The organism is Arthrobacter sp. NPDC058127 (assembly GCF_042884555.1).
GTDB lineage: Bacteria > Actinomycetota > Actinomycetes > Actinomycetales > Micrococcaceae > Arthrobacter.
In genome coordinates this window covers 369,004-388,173 of sequence record NZ_JBHVTT010000001.1, presented here as the reverse complement: position 1 = coordinate 388,173, position 19,170 = coordinate 369,004, and the positions used below count along the sequence as shown (strand labels likewise).

General features: G+C 64.3%; 13 protein-coding genes and 1 tRNA gene. 8 read left to right on the top strand and 6 right to left on the bottom strand.

The annotated features are described in order from the left end of the window. Positions 1-43 precede the first annotated feature (43 nt). Positions 44-2,683 (bottom strand): aminopeptidase N, encoded by a 2,640-nt coding sequence (gene pepN, locus ACFVTG_RS01815; RefSeq protein ID WP_390277506.1) that lies wholly within the window; start codon positions 2,681-2,683, stop codon positions 44-46. 218 nt (positions 2,684-2,901) lie between these two features. Between pepN and ACFVTG_RS01810 the strand changes: the two genes are divergently transcribed. The 3 genes from ACFVTG_RS01810 (at position 2,902) to ACFVTG_RS01800 (ending at position 6,305) form a co-directional block, all read left to right on the top strand. After that, positions 2,902-4,458 (top strand): circularly permuted type 2 ATP-grasp protein, encoded by a 1,557-nt coding sequence (locus ACFVTG_RS01810; protein ID WP_390277504.1) that lies wholly within the window; start codon positions 2,902-2,904, stop codon positions 4,456-4,458. Between the two features lie 72 nt (positions 4,459-4,530). Beyond that, positions 4,531-5,457 (top strand): alpha-E domain-containing protein, encoded by a 927-nt coding sequence (locus tag ACFVTG_RS01805; protein WP_078108851.1) that lies wholly within the window; start codon positions 4,531-4,533, stop codon positions 5,455-5,457. Continuing rightward, positions 5,454-6,305 carry a transglutaminase family protein gene (locus ACFVTG_RS01800; RefSeq protein ID WP_284755639.1) on the top strand — a complete coding sequence of 284 codons (852 nt, stop codon included), beginning with the start codon at positions 5,454-5,456 and terminating at the stop codon, positions 6,303-6,305. The genes ACFVTG_RS01805 and ACFVTG_RS01800 overlap by 4 nt, the downstream gene beginning before the upstream one ends. Positions 6,306-6,330: 25 nt before the next feature. On the opposite strand, the gene ACFVTG_RS01795 is transcribed toward ACFVTG_RS01800, so the two are convergent. Continuing rightward, positions 6,331-7,782 carry an SDR family oxidoreductase gene (locus ACFVTG_RS01795; RefSeq protein ID WP_284755637.1) on the bottom strand — a complete coding sequence of 484 codons (1,452 nt, stop codon included), beginning with the start codon at positions 7,780-7,782 and terminating at the stop codon, positions 6,331-6,333. Positions 7,783-7,889: 107 nt separating this feature from the next. Beyond that, positions 7,890-9,272 carry a glucose-1-phosphate adenylyltransferase gene (glgC, locus tag ACFVTG_RS01790; protein WP_284755635.1) on the bottom strand — a complete coding sequence of 461 codons (1,383 nt, stop codon included), beginning with the start codon at positions 9,270-9,272 and terminating at the stop codon, positions 7,890-7,892. Between the two features lie 104 nt (positions 9,273-9,376). On the opposite strand from glgC, the gene glgA reads away from it, so the two are divergent. Continuing rightward, on the top strand, positions 9,377-10,576 hold the full coding sequence (gene glgA / locus ACFVTG_RS01785; protein ID WP_284755633.1) for a glycogen synthase: 1,200 nt from the start codon (positions 9,377-9,379) through the stop codon (positions 10,574-10,576). A 101-nt stretch (positions 10,577-10,677) separates the two neighbouring features. On the opposite strand, the gene ACFVTG_RS01780 is transcribed toward glgA, so the two are convergent. After that, positions 10,678-12,786 (bottom strand): acyl-CoA dehydrogenase, encoded by a 2,109-nt coding sequence (locus tag ACFVTG_RS01780; RefSeq protein WP_390277500.1) that lies wholly within the window; start codon positions 12,784-12,786, stop codon positions 10,678-10,680. Positions 12,787-12,820: 34 nt separating this feature from the next. Further along, complete coding sequence (locus ACFVTG_RS01775; RefSeq protein WP_390277933.1) at positions 12,821-13,543, bottom strand: TetR family transcriptional regulator; 723 nt, start codon at positions 13,541-13,543, stop codon at positions 12,821-12,823. A 68-nt stretch (positions 13,544-13,611) separates the two neighbouring features. Between ACFVTG_RS01775 and ACFVTG_RS01770 the strand changes: the two genes are divergently transcribed. From ACFVTG_RS01770 to ACFVTG_RS01760, 3 genes are read left to right on the top strand one after another with little or no spacing between them, the layout of a single operon-like run. Next, positions 13,612-14,982, top strand: coding sequence for an acetyl-CoA C-acetyltransferase (locus tag ACFVTG_RS01770; protein ID WP_390277498.1), 1,371 nt, complete (start codon positions 13,612-13,614; stop codon positions 14,980-14,982). Between the two features lie 5 nt (positions 14,983-14,987). Next, positions 14,988-16,340: a 3-oxoacyl-ACP reductase gene (locus ACFVTG_RS01765; protein WP_390277496.1), complete on the top strand. Its 1,353-nt coding sequence runs from the start codon at positions 14,988-14,990 to the stop codon at positions 16,338-16,340. Next, positions 16,337-17,248, top strand: a complete 912-nt coding sequence (locus ACFVTG_RS01760) for a MaoC family dehydratase (RefSeq protein WP_390277494.1) — start codon at positions 16,337-16,339, stop codon at positions 17,246-17,248. The genes ACFVTG_RS01765 and ACFVTG_RS01760 overlap by 4 nt, the downstream gene beginning before the upstream one ends. Before the next feature lie 257 nt (positions 17,249-17,505). Here ACFVTG_RS01760 and ACFVTG_RS01755 read toward each other — a convergent pair. Further along, a tRNA-Leu gene (locus tag ACFVTG_RS01755) sits at positions 17,506-17,588 on the bottom strand. A 275-nt stretch (positions 17,589-17,863) separates the two neighbouring features. On the opposite strand from ACFVTG_RS01755, the gene ACFVTG_RS01750 reads away from it, so the two are divergent. Further along, positions 17,864-19,168: a M20/M25/M40 family metallo-hydrolase gene (locus ACFVTG_RS01750; RefSeq protein WP_284755626.1), complete on the top strand. Its 1,305-nt coding sequence runs from the start codon at positions 17,864-17,866 to the stop codon at positions 19,166-19,168. The last annotated feature ends 2 nt before the right edge of the window (positions 19,169-19,170 follow it).

The window sequence follows — 19,170 nt, the reverse complement described above, 5'->3', positions numbered from 1 at the left end:
TCTCCTTGGTTCAAAGGCCAGCTCGTCAACGCCGGCTCCCGCGTCAGCCCTGCTGCAGTGCCACAGCTTCTTGTTGCGAAGCGCCGGCGGCTTGCGCCGTCAGGGCGCGGAACAAATGGCTTCGCTGCTCAATGATGATGCGCCGGAGTGCACGCGGAGCCGCCGTGTGGGCGCTAAGCCAATCGTCCGTGCGCCGAAGCACAGGATGATCTCCCGGAGCCGTCCCGGCCTGCAGATCCTGGGCCGCGGGGAACAGGCCCCGCACAATCCGGCTTGCGATCTCGATGCTCCGGGACTGCCAGATATCCTCCAGGCAGTCGAAGTACGGTTCCGTGAAGCCGTCCAGGAGCCCGGACGGGGCAAGGGAGAAACCTGCGATTGTGGCGCTCAGAATCTCATTGGAGAGCCCAGTGTCGTTGACCGCGGCATTCCATGCGCCGGTCTTGACGTCAATATCGGGACGGGCAGCTCCGGCCAGAGCATGGCCTTCGCGCCCGGAAGCGGTGTGGTCCAGGGCTAGCTCGGCATCCAGTTCCGAAAGCGTGGCCGCTCCGTTGGCTGCCAACGCCTGCCACAGGCTCCACCGGAGATCCGCATCCACCGTCAGCCCGTCCACGGTCACGCTGCCGGAGAGAATGCCCCGGAGGAACTCGACGTAAGCCCCATCATGGCGCGACAACTGGGCCAGGGCCCTGGCCCACGCGAGTTGCTGGTCCGAGCCCGGCTCGGAGGTCCGCAGCTGCCTCGCGCTGGCCGCCATCAGGCGCTCCCGGACTTCATCCCGCTGCAGAGCCGGGATGTAGCGCTCGACGGCGGTCACCGCGTTGTCCAGAACGTTGAGGAGGACGCCGATTCCTGACTCGGCGGGGGCGAAGCGTTCGACGGCGGCGACGTACAGCGCCGCCGGGGTAACGGCGTCGCGCGCTGAATCCCACAGGGCTGTCCAGCACAACGCCCGGGCCATGGGGTCGCTGAGGCGGTCCAAGGAGGAACGTACTGTTGCTTCGGATCCCGCATCCAGGCGGACCTTGGCATAGCTGAGGTCGTCGTCGTTCACGAGCAGGAGGGCCGGGCGCGGCTTTCCTTCGAGTGCCCCTACCGTGGTTTCGGCGCCGTCGACGTCGAGCTCGATGCCCTCCGTGCGGAGCAACTGGCCGCCGTCGTCAAAGTTGTAAAGACCGATCCTGAGCCTGTGCGGCCTGTGTTCTTGCTTGCCCGTGACGGGATCCACGGAGTCCTGGCGCAGGGTGACCGTTGCCATGGCATCGCCGTTTCCGGCGATCTCGGCCGCAACGGTGGAGATCCCGGAGGTCTGCAGCCACTGCCGGGCCCATGCTCCAAGGTCCCGGCCCGACGCTGTGTCCAGGGCTTGGAGGAGGTCGGCCAGCGAGGTGTTGCCGTACTCGTGATCCTTGAAGTAGCGGCGCGAGCCGGCAATGAACGCCTCGAATCCGACGTAGGCCACCAATTGCTTGAGGACGGATGCGCCCTTGGCATAGGTGATGCCGTCGAAGTTCTGCTTGGCGGCCTCGAGGTCGGGAATGTCCGCGACAATAGGGTGGGTCGTGGGCAACTGGTCCTGCAGATATGCCCAGGACTTGCGCTTGTTCGCGAAATTCACCCAGGCGCTGTCCCAGTCCGTGGCCTTGTCTACGCCGAGGGTACCCATGTAGTCGGCGAAGGATTCCTTGAGCCAGAGATCGTCCCACCAGGTCATGGTCACGAGGTCGCCAAACCACATGTGGGCCATCTCGTGCATGAGGGTGTTGGCGCGGGCTTGGTACTGGGCATCGGTGGCCCGTGAGGTGAAGACGTACTTTTCCGTGAAGGTGACCAGGCCGGGATTTTCCATGGCACCAAGGTTGTACTCGGGCACGAACGCCTGATCGTACTTGCCCCAGGGGTACGGATAGTCGAAGAGATCGTTGAAGAATTCCAGGCCGTTCTTCGTCAGCCGGAAAAGCCCGGCGGCATCGAAGGACCCCTGCATGGATGCGCGGCAATAGAGCGCCAGGGGAACCTCAAGGCTGGTCCCGTCGTCGAGCGTCTTGCTCCATTGGTCCGTGGCGCGGAAATAGGGACCGGCGAGGACCGTGGTGATGTAGGTGGACATCCGCTTGGTGGTGGCGAAGTCCCAGCGGCTCGTCGCCGGATCGCTCGTCAGTTGCGTCCGGGCGAGCTCGGCGCCATTGGAAGCCACCTGCCAAGAAGAAGGAGCCATGATGTGGAAGGTGAATTCGGCCTTCAGGTCCGGCTGCTCGAAATTCGCGAACACACGGCGGGCATCCGCCGGTTCGTATTGCGTGTAGAGGTAGCACTGTCCGTCCGCGGGATCGACAAAGCGGTGCATGCCCTCGCCGGATCGGCTGTAAAGGGCGGTTCCGGTGACCGTGACCTGATTTTCGGCCTGGAGATTGTTGAGGTGGATCCTGTCGCCGTCCACTACCTCGGCGACATCCAGTCGCTTTCCGTTGAGGAAGACGCTGTGTACACCGCCGTGGATGAAATCCAGGAACGTGGACGAACCAGGCTTGGCCGAGAAGTTGATGACGCTGCGGCTTGTGTACCCCGGTACGCCGGCATCGGCGGCTTCGCGGACGTCAAGGGAGACGTCGTAGCTGTGAGTGCTGATCAGGGCTGAACGGGTGGCGGCCTCAGCGCGCGCCAAGTTGTGATTCGACACCCAGCTATCTAATCATGAGGAAGACGGCGCCCAGCCCAGGAGGGCAATAAGGAACCAGGAGCCAAGCGCAACCAGCACCGCACGGGCGCGTCCGGCGGCCCATGCGGCCGTGCCCGGTATATTTGCAGCTAGCAAACCCCGCGCTACAGCCGGTGCCACTGCGCAACATGCAGAACGCGAAATGCGTTCGTAATCGAAAAGGTGATTGTCTGAATCCCATGTCAGAGCTATTCCGGGATTACTCCGAGGCCGCCGCCCGTTCCGGCGCCTACGACGAAATGTTCGCCCCGGGCACCGTTGCCCGAAAGTCCTACGGCCAGGTGGACGGTGCTCTCCGCGAGCTTTCGCTTGCGGATGTGAGCGCCCGTGCCGAGTCGATGGCGCGGACGTTCCTGGACCGGGGTGTGACGTTCGATTATGCGGGGGAGGAGAGACCCTTCCCGCTGGATATCGTGCCGCGGGTGATTCCGGCTGATGAGTGGGATGTGCTGGAGCGGGGTGTGGCGCAGCGGGTGCGGGCGCTGGAGGCGTTCCTGGACGATGTCTACGGGCGGATGGCGGTGGTCGCTGACGGCGTGGTGCCGCGGGCATTGGTGACCACGAGCGCGCATTTCCACCGTGCCGTGCACGGTTTCGAACCGGCCGGTGGCGTGCGGGTGCACGTGTCCGGTATCGACGTTGTCCGTGATGCGGCGGGCACCTTCCGGGTGCTGGAGGACAACGTCCGTGTGCCTTCCGGCGTGTCCTACGTGCTGGAGAACCGGCGGGCGATGGCGAAGGGTTTGCCGGAGGCGTTCGGGCAGCAGCACATCCGTCCGGTCGAGGAATACCCGCGCCGTCTGCTCTCGGCGTTGCGGAAGACGGCGCCTTCCGGGGTCGATGATCCCACCGTGGTGGTCTTGACCCCCGGTGTGTTCAACAGCGCCTACTTCGAGCACACGCTGCTGGCCGGGTTGATGGGCGTTGAACTGGTCGAGGGCCGGGACCTGATCTGCCGCGGTAACCGGGTCTACATGCGCACCACGGCCGGTGAACAGCGGGTGGACGTGATTTACAAGCGGATCGACGACGAATTCCTGGATCCGCTGCAGTTCCGCTCCGATTCGATGCTCGGGTGTCCGGGACTCGTGAACGCGGCCCGGGCGGGCGGGGTGACGATCGCGAACGCCGTGGGCAACGGGGTGGCCGATGACAAGCTGGTCTATTCCTACGTGCCGGACCTGATCAGGTACTACCTGCATGAGGAGCCGGTGATCGCGAACGTGGAGACGTTCCGGCTGGAGGAGAAGGAGGCCCGGGAGCAGGTCCTGGACCGGCTCGGGGAGCTGGTGGTCAAGCCGGTGGACGGGTCCGGGGGCAAGGGCCTGGTGATCGGTCCTGATGCCTCGGCCGAGGAGCTGGAGGCGTTGCGGAAGCGGGTGTTGGCGGATCCGCGGGGCTGGATCGCGCAGCCGGTGCTGCAGCTTTCCACCGTGCCCACGCTCTCGGGGGAGAAGTTCGGGCCCCGGCACGTGGACTTGCGTCCGTTCGCGGTCAACGACGGCGATGACGTGTGGGTGCTGCCGGGCGGGCTGACCCGGGTGGCCTTGAAGGAGGGCTCGCTGATCGTGAATTCCTCCCAGGGCGGCGGGTCCAAGGACACCTGGGTGCTCTCGGACTCCCCGCGGCTGCCCGCCGTCGAGCTGCCGCGGTCCGCCATCACGGTCCGCGAACAGGTCTCGGTCTGGCCCGTCGAAAGCAACTGGCGGGACCGCCAATCGGACCAGCAGCAGTGATCCGTCACGCCGTGGTGCCGGAGCAGGATACATCCATCGTTACAACGCAGGACCCGAAGGAGGCACAGCCCCATGCTGAGCCGTATTGCTGAATCCCTTTTCTGGATCGGCCGTTACGTGGAGCGGGCCGACGGCACGGCCAGAATCCTGGACGTCCACCTCGAACGCCTGAACCACCTGCCGCTCGAGGAACAACGCAGCGTAGCGAGGGAACTTCTGGCTGTCATGGGAGCCAGGCCGCAGAGTGAGGAATTCGGCTTGCCGGAATTGCTTCACGCCCTCGCCTATGACAAGACGAGTGCCACGTCCATTGCCGGTTCCCTCGGGGCTGCGCGTGAGAATGCCAGGCGGGCACGCGAGACCGTGTCGTCTTCATTATGGGAAAGCCTTAACACCACGTACTACGGTCTGAACCAGCACCGTAAGGACGTCGTGGGCACGTACCGCTTCTGCAACTGGGTCCTGGAACGCACAGCCATGGTCAGGGGCCTCGCGGACACCACGGTGAGCCACGACGAAAGCTGGCTTTTCCTGGTCCTCGGACGCTCGCTCGAACGTGCCGACATGACCGCGCGGATGCTATCCACCAGGGATGTCCTTTCCGCGGGAATGTCATGGGTGAACATGCTGCGTTGTGCGGGCGCCTACGAGTCGTTCCTTCGGACCCGCCGTGCGGCCTTCGGGGACCAACACGCTGCCGAGTTCCTCCTGCTGGACCGTCTGTTCCCGCGCTCCATCGTCTTCGCCCTGCGCGACGCTGACGAGTGCCTGGCCAAGTTGGATCCCTCCGCGCAGCGGGTGGGCTTCATCAACGACGCCCGTCGGATCGTCGGCCAGGCCCGTACCTTCCTTGAGTTCCATCGCACGGACGATCTCATGTCCGAGCTGCCCGAGCATATGGACCGGGTGCAGAAGGCCGTCACGCAGGCTTCCGACGCGATTTCCCGTAAGTACTTCAATCAGGCGGATGAACTGGCCTGGGTGGGAGAAGTTTCATGACCCGGCTGAGCATCGTCCACAAGACGGCCTACAAATACAACCGCCGTGTGACTCTGTCGTACAACGAGGCACGCATGACGCCGTTGACCGATCCGCAACAGGTGGTCCTTGAATCCTCACTGAAGATCACGCCGTCGCAAGCTGCTGTGAGCACCTACCGTGACTATTGGGGCACCCGCGTCACCGCCTTCGATATGCAGATGCCGCACGAGCGCCTCGAAGTGGTGGCCACCACCACCGTCGAGGTCCACCGGGTGGAACGGGTAGCCCTCGACGCCGAGATCGTCGGCTGGGATGTGATGGCTTCCGACGAGATCCGGGACCAGTTCAGCGACTGGTTGCCGCAGTCGCAGCTCAGCGGTCCGGGGGAGGAAGTCCTCGGAATCATTCCCGCCGTCGTGGCCGGCAAGAACCCGCACGAGACAGCCCTGGCCATTTTCGAATGGATGCGCGGCGAAATGAGCTATGTGAAAGGCACTACAGGCGTCACCACCAACGCAGAGGAAGCCTGGAACCAGCGCCAAGGAGTCTGCCAGGACCTCGCCCACTTGGCCATCGGTTCGCTCCGAAGCTGCGGCATTCCAGCCCGGTACGTGTCCGGTTACATCCATCCGCGGCCCACGGCCGAGATCGGTGAGACGGTCGCAGGCCAATCCCACGCGTGGCTGGAATGGTGGGACGGCGAATGGCGCAGCTGGGATCCCACCAACCACAAGCCTGCCGGAGACCTCCACGTCACTGTGGCGCGGGGCCGGGACTACCGGGATGTTCCTCCCTTGAAGGGCATCCTTTCCGGCGGAGGCGGCTCAGGCCTCACCGTGACAGTCGAGATCACGCGGTTGACTTAGAAGGGACTGCGGCCCTCCGCCTGGATTACCAGGGGGAGGGCTTGTAGTCCTTCAGGAAGACCCCGTACTGGTCTTCGCCGTTTTCGCCCATGACGATGGGATCGTAGACACGCGCCGCCCCGTCCACGAGGTCGAGCGGTGCGTGGAAGCCTTCCTCCATGAGCCGGACCTTGGTGTAGTGCGGGCGTTCATCGGTGATCCACCCGGTGTCGACGGCTGTCATCAGGATCCCGTCGCTGTCCAGCATCTCTTGTGCGCTTGTCCGTGTCATCATGTTCAACGCGGCCTTTGCCATGTTGGTATGCGGGTGCCCGGGGCCCTTGTAGGCGCGGGAGAACTGGCCCTCCATGGCCGAGACGTTCACGATGTACTTTCTGCGTGCCGTGGAGCGCTTCATGGCCCCACGGAGCCGGCTGACCAAGAGGAACGGCGCTGTGACGTTGCAGAGTTGAACTTCAAGCATCTCCAGCGGATCAACCTCGTCCACTACTTGGGTCCAACTGTTGATGGTCGCAAGGTCGGGAACCAGGCCGCCGGCGTCGATCGCGGTGCCCGTCGCGATCCGCTCCAACGACGCGGAGCCCGTGGACAGCGCGAGCGAGGTAATCGCATCTCCCGCGAGCACGGGATGTTCCGTGACGCTGTGCGTGATGGCCAAGGGGTGTTTGTCGTGGGCATGGCCGAACGTGACCAGTTCCGGGCCGCCGTTGGCTGCCTGCAGGGCTTCCGGCAGCGGCTCGTCCTCGGCATCCACCAGCGGCTTGTAGGCATTCCCCGAACGCCGGACGGTTTGGGCGGCGTTATTGATGATGATGTCGAGCGGGCCGGCTTCGTTGAGGGAATCGGTGAGGGCCATGACCTGTGAGGGGTCCCGGAGGTCGATGCCCACAATCCTGAGCCGGTGCAACCAGTCCGCACTGTCTTCCATGGCGGCAAAGCGGCGTGCCGCGTCCTTGGGGAAGCGAGTGGTGATTGTGGTGTGTGCGCCATCGCGGAGCAGTCGCAGGGCGATGTACATGCCGATCTTGGCACGCCCGCCCGTGAGGAGGGCACGGCGTCCGCTGAGGTCCGTGCGGGCATCGCGCTTACTGTGGCTGAAAGACGCACATTCCGGGCATAACTGGTGGTAGAACGCGTCCACTTGCGTGTAGTGCTGCTTGCAGATGTAGCAGGGCCGGGACCGGATGAGATGGCCTGCGATTTCGCCGGTGGCCGAGGTGGCGAGCTTGTTGCCGCGGGTCTCGTCGTCGATCCTGTCCGGGGCCGCGGTGGCGGTCAGTGCGATGACAGCGCGGTCGGCTTCCGCGATTTCGTCCCGTTTGGTGACCCGGCGATGCCGCTTGACGGCCTTGAACATCTTTCCCGTGGCACGACGGATGGCGACGTAGTCCGGGTGCTCCTCGTCGTAGGCGTGGATGGTGTTCAAGACCTTGAGGCAGGCCTGGATCTCTTCAGGCGTCAAATCGGCGGGGCTCATTGGGTCAATTTTACAGGGTCGGGCACAGCAAAGCCTCCCAGGCGACAGAGGCTGGAGGCCTGCTGTCGCCTGGGAGGCCGGGGGCTGTCCTGGTTCCGGGTTCCGGGTCAGACCTCTACCGAGTCAGCCTGGATTTTCGTGACCTGCTCCGCGGAGTCCCTGATGTCGGGGAACTTCTCCGTGGCAGCCTTGATCGCCTCCGGCACCGTGCGGCGGTGCTCGGCAGCCAGGGCGAGCTCGGACGCATCAGGCTCGGGTACCACTTGCCCCTTGGCGAGTACGGTGATTCCGGACTCGGTGACTTTGAAGCCACGGGCGCGGTCCAGGTCGGCATCCAAGCCAATGGCGGCCCCGGCAGGGACTTTCACGTTCTTGTCGATGATGGCCCGCTTGACGACAGCGCCTTCACCGATGCGCACCTTGTCCATCAGCACCGAGTCCTGGATCCTGGTGGCCGGTCCAACGTAGACGTCGTTGGAGAGGACGGACCCTTCCACGATTCCTCCGGAGATCACCGAGCCACTGGCCACGATGGAGTCCAAAGCGGTGCCGACCGTGTTGTTGTCGCCCCGGACGAACTTGGCCGGCGGTGAAATGCTCTGCCGCGTGTAGATGGGCCATTCCGAGTTGTACAGGTTGAACACGGGAACCGGGGAAATCAGGTCCATGTGGGCGTCATAGAACGAATCGATGGTTCCTACGTCGCGCCAGTAGGTGCGGTCGCGGTCGGTTGATCCGGGAATGTCGTTGAGCGTGAAGTCGTAGACGCCGGCCTCGCCCTGGGACACGAAATAAGGGATGATGTCGCCGCCCATGTCGTGCTTGGTGTCCAGGCGCTCCGCATCGATGCGAAGTGCTTCCACCAACGCGTCGGCGTCGAAGACGTAGTTGCCCATGGAGGCAAGGAACTGCGTGGGATCGGCGGCGAGGCCTTCCGTTTCGGCGGGCTTTTCCACGAACGCGGAAATCTTCTGGGGATCGTTTTTGTCGACCTCGATCACGCCGAACTGGTTGGCCATGTTCAGCGGCTGGCGGACGGCAGCGACCGTGGCCTTGGCCCCACTGGCCACGTGCTGTTGGACCATTTGCTGGAAGTCCATGCGGTAAACGTGGTCCGCTCCGACGACCACGACAATGTCGGGGTTGGCGTCGTGAATCAGGTTCAGGGACTGGTAAATGGCGTTCGCGCTGCCGAGGAACCAGCTCTTGCCCACGCGCTGCTGGGCGGGAACCGAGGCCACATATCTGCCCAGCTGGGTGGACATCCGCCAGGTCTCGGAGATGTGGCGGTCAAGACTGTGCGACTTGTACTGGGTCAACACCACGATCTGGAGGTACCCGGAATTGACCAGATTCGAGAGAGCGAAATCGATCAATCGATACCCCCCCGCAAACGGCACAGCAGGTTTTGCCCTGTCTGCCGTCAATGGCATAAGACGGTTTCCTTCGCCGCCAGCCAACACAATTGACAATACTTTCTTCAACGCCATGGTTTTTGCTCTCCCTGTACGTCTTTGTAGCCCCCGAAAAAAGCCCGGGTTGCCGGACCCTTTCACACTAGAACACATACTCGGGAAGGACTACGTTAGGTAGCGTGCGCGTAGACATTGTGACTAAAGAGTTTCCACCCGAAATCTATGGCGGGGCCGGTGTGCATGTTGCCGAGCTCAGCCGCGTCTTGGCGAAGCACGTGGATCTGCAGGTGCGCGCCTTCGGCGCGCCCCGTGATGCGGACTTCCACGGGGCAACGGTGACGTCGTATTCCACACCGGATGATCTGGGCTCGGCCAATGCCGCCGTCCAGACCCTCGGCGTGGATTTGCGCATCGTGCCGGACATCGCCGGAGCGGACCTGGTCCATTCCCATACCTGGTACGCCAACATGGCCGGCCACTTGGCGTCGCTGTTGCATGGGATCCCCCATGTACTCAGCGCCCATAGCCTGGAACCTTTGCGGCCATGGAAAGCGGAACAGCTGGGCGGCGGCTATGCCTTGTCCTCGTGGGTTGAAAAGACCGCCTATGAGGCCGCCGCGGCCATCATTGCTGTCTCGGACGGCATGCGGAAGGACATCCTGCGCAGCTATCCGAACGTGGATCCCGCCAAGGTGCGGGTGGTCCACAACGGTATCGACGTCGACATGTGGCAGCCGGACGAGGGCGAAGACGCAATCCGCGCGCTCGGCATCGACCCCGCCAAGCCCAGCGTGGTCTTCGTTGGGCGCAACACCCGCCAGAAGGGTGTGCCGTACCTCCTGAAGGCTGCGGCCAGCCTCCCGGAAGATGTGCAGCTGGTGCTTTGCCTCGGCGCAGCGGACACTCCGGAACTCGCGGCGGAAACCGCCCGGCTCATCGAGGACTTGCAAAGCAAACGCGAAGGGGTCCTGGTCATCGAACGCATGCTTCCGCGGCATGAGCTCATCCAGGTCCTCAGCCATGCCACGGCGTTCGCCTGCCCGTCGATCTACGAGCCCCTCGGCATCGTCAACCTCGAGGCCATGGCATGTGGCGCGGCCGTGGTGGCAAGTGCCACGGGCGGTATCCCCGAAGTGGTTCAGCACGGTGAAACGGGACTGCTGGTTGAACTGGAGCAGGTCACGGACGGCACAGGCACGCCGCTGGATCCCGAAAAGTTCGTCGCAGATTTCGCCGCTGCCCTCAATGAGGTTGTGTCTGATCCTGCGCGGGCCAAGGTCATGGGTGCCGCGGGCCGCGTCCGGGCGGAGGAGCATTTTTCCTGGGAATCGATCACCCAAACAACCCTTGAGGTCTATCGCTCAGTCCTCGCCCCCTGACCCACTAGGAACGACGACGGCGCCTCACCCCTCAGCGGGGGTGCGGCGCCGTCGTCGTTAAAGGATTCGGCAGATGTTCACCGGCCGGTCACGGCAGGATGCTAGCTGGATTTCCTTCCCTTCAAGGCGAGGAGGCTCTTCTCCTCGACGGGTGCCTCGCCGCTTGCCCGGTGCTCCCGGAAGTAGCCGCGGGCTTCGTCCTGGCGTTCCTTCTCAGCCCCGGAGGCGATGGCCGCCCGCAAGTGCTCCGGACCGTATCCGAAGGAATCAACCAGGTCCAGCGCGTGGGGACGGATCTTGACGAGCAGCCTGTTGATGTATGCCCCCACGGTGCGTCCCCGCTGCATGGAGAGGCGGCCGTTCATGAGGTACCAGGACAAGTGCTTCTCGATAAGCGACAGGCCAAACAGGTCGCGCAGCCATGTCAGCACCCGCAAGGTGCCAGGATCGCCGACCTTGCCGAGCGCTTCCGTGAACGCTTCCCATTGCAGGAGTTCGGCGTGGGCCTGCGCGGCTTCAATCAAATCGTCCTGATGCTGGTTGAAAAGTGCGGCGCCCTGATGCTGCGGAAGCTTGTTCGCACCCTTGAGCGCAGAACCCACCTCCGCCACCATGGACTGCACCCGGTCCGTCAGGAGCGTGCGTTGGCCTTCTTCGTCCCGCAGGGCCAACGCGGCCTTCTGGACTGATCCCGTGTCCGCCACGAACTGCGCCACTTGCCGCAGGCCGGTCCGGTTGATGGCGACATCGGCGGCCTGGGCAGCCACGAAGCGGGCGAGCACGCCAAAGTCGACGTTGCGGAATTCCTTCGCGTAGTCGGCCAGGAGGCGCTTTGCGACGAGCTGCAGAAGCACAGTGTTGTCACCTTCGAACGTGGCGTAGACGTCAAGGTCCGCACGGAGGGAGGCGAAACGGTTCTCGATGAGGAATCCTGCGCCGCCGCAGGCCTCGCGGCACTCTTGCAGCGTGTCAAGGGCGTGCCAGGTGCTCATGGGCTTGAGGGCCGCGGCGAGGGTCTCGAGGTCCTGGCGGTCGGCGTCGGTGTCGTGCAGGCCGGAGAAGACGTCGTCGAACTTTTCGAGCAGTTGCTCGTGCGCGAAGCTCGCCGCAAAGGTAGTGGCAAGCCGGGTGAACAAGCGGCGCTGGTGGCGCTGGTAGTCCAGCAGGACTTCCTCGTCGGTTGGGGATGACGCGTTGAACTGGCGCCGTTCGGCGGCGTAGCGGATGGCGGTCGTCAAGGCCACCTTGCTGGCGGCGACCGCCGCGCCGTCGAGGGAGACGCGGCCCTGCACCAAGGTGCCGAGCATCGTGAAGAAGCGCCGTCCAGGGCTGGCGATCGGCGAGGTGTACTCGCCATCGGGGGAAACGTTGCCGTAGCGGTTGAGCAGGTTGGTGCGCGGGACACGGACATCGGTGAAGTGCAGGCGGCCGTTGTCGATGCCGTTGAGCCCGCCCTTGATGCCGTCGTCCTCGCCGCCGATTCCGGGCAGGAACTCTTTGGTGTCCGGATCCCTCAGCTCGACAAAAAACGCGTGGACGCCATGGTTCACGTTGCGGGTCACCAGTTGGGCGAACACGACGGCGGCCAGGCCGTCATCGGCTGCGTTGCCGATGTAGTCCTTCCACGCAGCACGGAACGGAGTGTTGATGACGAACTCCTGGGCGGCCTCATCATAGGTGGCCGTGGTGGCAATGCTCGCAACATCGGAGCCGTGCCCGGTTTCGGTCATGGCGAAGCAGCCGGGGATCTCCAGGCTCATGATTCCGGGAAGCCATTTGTTCTGGTGCTCCTCCGTGCCGAGGTGCATCACCGCTGAACCGAAGAGACCCCATTGCACACCGGCCTTGATCTGAAGTGAAGGATCGGCAGTGACGAGTTCCTCGAAGCCGGCGATGTTGCCGCCGTGGTCATCCGAACCGCCCAGGCTGGCGGGGAAAGCCCGGTGCACGGCGTTGTTGTCCACGAGGTACTTCAGCTGCCCGAACACGCGCTTGCGGTGCTCGGTATGCGTCAAGCCCTCGATCTTGTGTACCTCGGGGCGGCCCGCGAGGTCACGTGCCGTGTGCCGGATGTGGGCCCATTTGCCGAGCAGCAGTTCGCCAAGAGCCGCTACGTCCACCGTGGGGGCTGGCACAGCAGGCTGTGTGGTTGCAGCCGTTCCCGCGGCCGCCCGGTTGCTGGAGGAGGTGCGGTCCACTACTTCAGTCATGGTGATTCCTTCTTTGGTTCCGAACAACGTGGAGTCATTGCTGATATTCAGGGGAGTTGATCTTGAGTTCCGGGGCGATACCCACGCACAGCCAATCGGTGATCTGGGCCGCCATGGTTTCCTGGTCGGGCTTCGCGGGGGAGGCGGGACTTCCGAGCCACCTTTCGCCGGCGTTGCGGACCAGCCCGATGGCGGCAGTGGGCCAGTAGTCGATCAGTGCTTCCTTTTCCGCGCCCAGGTGTTCCCGCATGGGGCGGGCGATCATGGCGCTGATCGACTCGAAGAAGTGGCCAAGGGCTCCTGAGGCGGCGATGGCGTCTTGCGCCGAGGGTTCCCCTTGCGAGAGCCGCGTGATGAACGCGTAGACGGCGGGGCTGGACTCCGCCATTTGCAGGTACGCGGAAACCATGGCGAACAGGCCTTCGCGGGGAGTCTGCGCGCTTTCCGCCGCTTCCTTCATTCGCCGCTGCATTTGTCCGAGCACTACTTCGCCCATTGCCTGCTGCAAGCCGGCTTTGTCCCCGAAATACCGGTAGTACACCGACTTGGAGGTACTGGCCGCGGTCGCGATGTCCTCCATGGAGGCGTCGCTGCCCAGCGCATGGACGGCTTTGCGGGCGGCCTTGATGAGATCCCGCCGGCGTTCTTCGCGGTGGACCTGCCAGCGGGCGGCACGGCCGTCGACGGCGGGAGAGTCGCCGTCCGCGGGGGGCGGAGTCCCGGCGTCGTGGTCGGCAGGAAGTCCAGGGCTGGGGATGTTCACGATACTCAGCGTATCAGGTACGCTGGGTATCAGTAACCCGATGTGATCATAAGGAGCAACGCATGCCTGCAGCAGCACATTCCGCGAACGCACCACACGAATCCCCCGTAGCCCCGGGCACACTCCGCAGGGCCGTGGTGGTTGGCGGGAACAGGATTCCCTTTGCCCGGACCGGCGGCGCCTACACCAAATCATCGAACCAGGACATGCTGACGGCTGCGCTGGACGGGCTGATCCCACGCTTCGGCCTTCAAGAGGAGCGGATCGGTGAGGTCGCCGCCGGAGCCGTTCTGAAGCACTCCCGCGACTTCAACCTGACACGCGAAGCGGTGCTTGGCTCGGCCCTTTCGCCGGAGACGCCTGCCTACGATCTCCAGCAGGCATGCGCCACCGGCCTTGAAACCGTCCTGGGTCTCGCCAACAAAATCAAGCTTGGCCAGATCGACTCGGCTATCGCCGGCGGCGTCGACTCGGCCTCCGATGCCCCTATTGCAGTCAGCGAGGGCCTCCGCGAAATCCTGCTCGACCTCAATCGCGCCAAGTCGTTGCCCGATCGGCTCAAGGTCCTCGCACGGCTGCGTCCCAAGGACCTCGCGCCGGATGCTCCGAACACCGGGGAACCACGGACAGGCCTCTCCATGGGAGAGCACCAGGCCCTGACTACGGCCCAATGGAAGATCAGCCGCGAAGCGCAGGACGAGATCGCGTTCAATAGCCACCACAACCTCGCCGCGGCCTACGAACGTGGCTTCTTCGATGACCTCGTGACTCCGTACCGTGGGCTGAGCCGTGATTCGAACCTGCGGCCCGATACATCAATGGAGAAGTTGGCCACCCTCAAGCCCGTCTTCGGCAAGAGCCTGGGAGCGGAAGCCACCATGACGGCCGGCAACTCCACTCCGCTCACGGACGGTGCCTCCACGGTGCTCCTCGGCACTGAGGAATGGGCGGACGCCCGGGGCCTGCCCAAGCTGGCCCTCGTCGTCGACGGCGAGGCCGCCGCCGTCGATTTCGTCCACGGGAAGGACGGACTCCTCATGGCCCCGGTCTTTGCAGTGCCGCGGCTCCTGGCCCGCAACGGGCTGTCCTTCGAAGACATCGACTTCTTCGAAATCCACGAAGCCTTTGCGGGCACCGTCCTGAGCACGCTCGCCGCGTGGGAGGACGAGGAATTCGGCCGCACCCGGCTGGGACTGGATGGTGCCCTCGGCAAGATCGACCGTGCCAAGCTCAACGTCAACGGCTCGTCTCTCGCCGCCGGCCATCCCTTTGCTGCCACCGGAGGACGCATCGTCGCCTCATTGGCGAAGATTCTCCACGACAACGGCCCGGTGGACGGCCGTCCGGCCCGCGGACTCATCTCCATCTGCGCCGCCGGAGGGCAGGGCGTCGTCGCAATCCTCGAGGCCTACTCCGCTCCGGAAGGGCGGTAGCCGGCATGACGGACAAATACACACAGTTTGTCAGCCACGGGATCGGCAAGGACCTGGCCAAAAAGCTCGGCCTGCCCCAACCTGCCGTGCTTCGAAGGTACAAAGCAGGAGAACCGCTGGTTCCGGGTCCGGTCCTTGTGCTTGGGAACGGCAACGGCAGAACCGCCGGCTCCGACGAATTGGCTGCTGTTCTCGTGGGGTGGGGCCTCGACGTTCGGCGTGCCGCGTTGCCCAAGGAAAAGCTGGGCGCGATCATCCTGGTGCTCGACGCCGTCGAGCACCCCGATGAGCTTGTCGGACCTGTTCTCACCGCGGCACCGTCGCTTCGCGATTTGGCCCCCGGCGCGAGGGTCGTCACGATCTCCCGCACCTCCGCTTCTGCGGCAAACCCGGCTGTTGCCGCCGGTCGCCAAGGAGTTGACGGGCTGCTGCGTTCGCTCGCCAAGGAACTCCGGGCGGGTGCCACAGCCAACGGTATTCTCCTCGGGGACGGTGCCGGTACCACGAGCCCCAGCACCCTGGGTGCGCTGCGCTTTTTCCTGTCAGGACGGTCCGCGTTCGTGGATGGCCAGTTCCTGACTGTCACGTCGGGCTCCGGCGAGCTTGCCGCCGACGCCGACAAGCCCTTGGCCGGGAAGGTCGCCGTCGTCACCGGCGCCGCCCGTGGCATCGGCGCGGCGATCGCGAGGACCCTGCACCGGGACGGTGCGCGGCTCGTGGTGGTGGATATTCCCGCGGCGGGGGACCACCTCGCCGCCGTCGCCAACGAGGTCCATGGAACTGCCCTGCAATTGGACATCACGGCTGAGGACGCCGGGAGGCGGATCATCGACCACGCCGTGGAACGCCATGGCGGGCTCGATATCGTCGTCCATAATGCCGGCATTACCCGGGACAAGCTCCTGGCCAACATGGATGAGGGCCGCTGGAATTCCGTCATCGGCGTGAACATCGCCTCGCAATTGAGGATCAACGAAGCACTCCTGGGCTCGGACCAGCTCCACAAAACCCCGCGGATCGTGTCGGTGGCCTCCACCAGCGGCATCGCCGGCAATCGCGGGCAGACCAACTACGCTGCTTCCAAAGGGGGAGTGATCGGCATGGTCAGGGCCACGGCGCCCTTGCTGGCAGAACGCGGCGGCTCCATCAACGCCGTCGCGCCCGGCTTCATCGAGACCGACATGACCGCCCGTATCCCGTTCGCCACGCGGGAAGTGGCCCGCAGGCTGAATTCGCTGCAGCAGGGCGGCCTGCCGGGGGACGTGGCAGAGGCAATTGCGTTCCTGGCATCGGATGCGGCCGCTGGAATCACGGGAGAAGTGCTCAGGGTCTGTGGACAGAACCTGGTGGGTGCATGACCACGGAACAACCACTCATCCTGGGGGACCTGCCGTCCCTCTCGAAGCTTTATGTGAATGCGGCGGCAACGGCCGCACGGAGGAGGGTGCTGGGGTTCCAAGCGGCCACTGCGCTGCCCCCCGGGAGCCACGAGGTCCGCGGGGTGCGGGCCGACGTCGCGAACCTCACCGCCTACCAGCACCTGATCGGCGAGACTGCGAGTGACGTACTGCCGGCGGGCTTCATCCATGCCCTCGCGTTCCCGGTTGCCATGAGCGTGCTGAACCGGGACGACTTCCCCCTTCCGCTGCTGGGGATGATCCATTTGAAGAACCATGTGGAGCAATTGCGGGCAGTTCAGTTCAGTGAACCGCTCGATGTCCGGTCCTGGGCAGAGGACATGCGCGGCCACAGGGCGGGAACCCAACTGGACGTCGTTGCCGAAGTCCGGTCAAGCAACGACGGGGCCCTGCTTTGGCGGGGCGTCTCGACGTATTTGGCCAAGGGGGTCTTCCTGCCGGGAGTCGACAAGGCCGGCGCGGCCGCCGCTCCGACGGAATTCGCGGCGCCCGCGCCAACCGCCGTCTGGCAGCTCGGCGTGGACACCGGCCGCATGTATGCCGCCGTCTCCGGGGACTTCAATCCGATCCACTTGAGCCTCCTCTCGGCCAAGGCGCTGGGCCTGCCGCGGTCAATCGCGCACGGCATGTACCTTGCATCCCGGGCCCTGGCCGACGTTGGCTCGGTGAAGTCGGAAGCGTTCCGGTGGGACGTGATTTTCGAGGCGCCGGTGTTCCTCCCGGCACGGGTGGCCCTGGAAATCGGCACGGTCCACTCCGCGTCAGGCTCGTGGGAACGTTCCGACTATGTCGCCTGGAACCCGCGAAGCGGCAGGAGGCACTTCAGCGGATCCGTGACGGCGTTGTAGGGCACCGGTTTCGGAGTTCAAGGTTCGGGGTCCAGGAACAGCTACGACGACGGCGGTCACCCACGCGGGCGGCCGCCGTCGTCGTCCCTGGCGGAGCCAGATTCAGAGCCAAGTCCGAACCCCGGTCCACTGCCGTGAGTGAATTGCCGGTAATGCAATTTAATAAATGTGACGAACGCCGCATTAGCGTCCGAAAAGGCAAATTCAGGTTAAACAAACAAGGCCTGGAATTCTCCGAATTCCAGGCCTTGCAATTGTGCGCGGAGGGGGACTTGAACCCCCACCCCCTTTCGAGGACTAGCACCTCAAGCTAGCGCGTCTGCCATTCCGCCACCCGCGCAGGTGGTGTTCGGAGCCTTCGTTCTGCGCCTCTCGGCGCTTCTCTTTCCTCCGAAGCAGCGAGAAAAACTCTAACACGATTTCCGGGAAATAAAAAAACCGGAGCTGGAGAGGGGGCCGGCAACGGCAATTGGGCCTTGCCAATCCGCGCCAAAACGCGGGAAGCACGCGGCCAAACAAGCGTGCGGTGGGTAGGCTGAGGGAAGCGCGCGGGAGCGTCCGCACCATCTGCCTTCCCGCCGGAGTACGTCCATCCCAGCCAGCAAGGAGAGTTCCATGACTGATATCCGACCCGAGGACGAAGTAGTCCGGATCTGCCAGGAACTCATCCGCATAGACACCTCGAACTTCGGTGACGATTCGGGTCCCGGGGAACGCGCCGCAGCGGAATACACGGCGGCGCTTATTAATGAAGTGGGATTGGACGCTGAAATCTTTGAGTCGGCTCCGGGCCGGGCCAATGTGGTCACGCGCATGGCGGGGGAGGACCCCTCGGCCGGCGCCCTCGTGGTGCATGGCCACCTCGACGTCGTTCCGGCGCTCAAGGACCAGTGGTCCGTGGATCCCTTCAGCGGCGAACTCAAGGATGGACTCATCTGGGGACGCGGTGCCGTGGACATGAAGGACATGGACGCCATGATTCTCTCGGTCATGCGTGACTTCGCCCGCACGGGACGCAAGCCGAAGCGCGACATCATCTTCGCGTTCTTCGCCGACGAGGAAGCCGGGGGCAACTACGGCGCGCGCTACGCCGTCGAGCACCGCAGGGAACTCTTCGACGGCGCTACGGAAGCGATCTCCGAAGTAGGCGGCTTCTCGGCCACCATCGGAGGCAAGCGCACCTACCTGCTCCAGACTGCGGAGAAGGGCCTTTCCTGGCTGCGCCTCGTGGCCCACGGCCGTGCCGGGCACGGTTCGCAAATCAACACGGACAACGCGATTACCCGCCTGGCCGGGGCAGTCACCAGGATCGGCGAATACCCCTGGCCGATTGAGCTGACCCCCACCACCCGGCAGTTCCTCGACGGCGTGACGGAATTGACCGGCGTCGAGTTCGATCCGGACAATCCCGAGACCCTGCTGAAGGAACTCGGCACCGTAGCGCGTTTCGTGGGGGCAACCCTCCAGAACACCTCAAACCCCACGTTGCTCAGCTCCGGATACAAGCACAACGTCATCCCCGAATCGGCGGAAGCGCTGGTGGACTGCCGCACGCTGCCAGGCCAGCAGGAGATGGTCTTCGAAACCATCAAACAACTTGCCGGAGATGGCGTGGACGTCAGCTACGTCAACAAGGACGTGTCCCTGGAAGTGCCGTTCGCCGGCAATCTCGTAGACGCCATGATCGATGCCTTGCACTCGGAAGACCCCGGCGCCAAGGTGCTGCCCTACACCTTGTCCGGCGGCACCGACAACAAGTCGCTCAGCAAGATCGGCATCACAGGCTACGGATTCGCCCCGTTGATGCTCCCGGAGGAACTCGACTTCACCGGCATGTTCCACGGCGTTGACGAACGCGTTCCTGCCGATTCGCTCAAGTTCGGATCCAGGGTGCTCAACACCCTGCTCAGCAACTACTAGGG

Excerpts from the sequence above, each read along its gene's own strand:
- ACFVTG_RS01770 (WP_390277498.1), top strand. The coding sequence starts at position 13,612 with ATGCCTGCAGCAGCACATTCCGCGAACGCACCACACGAATCCCCCGTA.
- ACFVTG_RS01780 (WP_390277500.1), bottom strand. The coding sequence starts at position 12,786 with ATGACTGAAGTAGTGGACCGCACCTCCTCCAGCAACCGGGCGGCCGCG.
- ACFVTG_RS01750 (WP_284755626.1), top strand. The coding sequence starts at position 17,864 with ATGACTGATATCCGACCCGAGGACGAAGTAGTCCGGATCTGCCAGGAA.
- ACFVTG_RS01795 (WP_284755637.1), bottom strand. The coding sequence starts at position 7,782 with ATGAGCCCCGCCGATTTGACGCCTGAAGAGATCCAGGCCTGCCTCAAG.
- ACFVTG_RS01805 (WP_078108851.1), top strand. The coding sequence starts at position 4,531 with ATGCTGAGCCGTATTGCTGAATCCCTTTTCTGGATCGGCCGTTACGTG.
- glgC (WP_284755635.1), bottom strand. The coding sequence starts at position 9,272 with ATGGCGTTGAAGAAAGTATTGTCAATTGTGTTGGCTGGCGGCGAAGGA.
- ACFVTG_RS01760 (WP_390277494.1), top strand. The coding sequence starts at position 16,337 with ATGACCACGGAACAACCACTCATCCTGGGGGACCTGCCGTCCCTCTCG.
- ACFVTG_RS01765 (WP_390277496.1), top strand. The coding sequence starts at position 14,988 with ATGACGGACAAATACACACAGTTTGTCAGCCACGGGATCGGCAAGGAC.
- ACFVTG_RS01800 (WP_284755639.1), top strand. The coding sequence starts at position 5,454 with ATGACCCGGCTGAGCATCGTCCACAAGACGGCCTACAAATACAACCGC.
- ACFVTG_RS01810 (WP_390277504.1), top strand. The coding sequence starts at position 2,902 with ATGTCAGAGCTATTCCGGGATTACTCCGAGGCCGCCGCCCGTTCCGGC.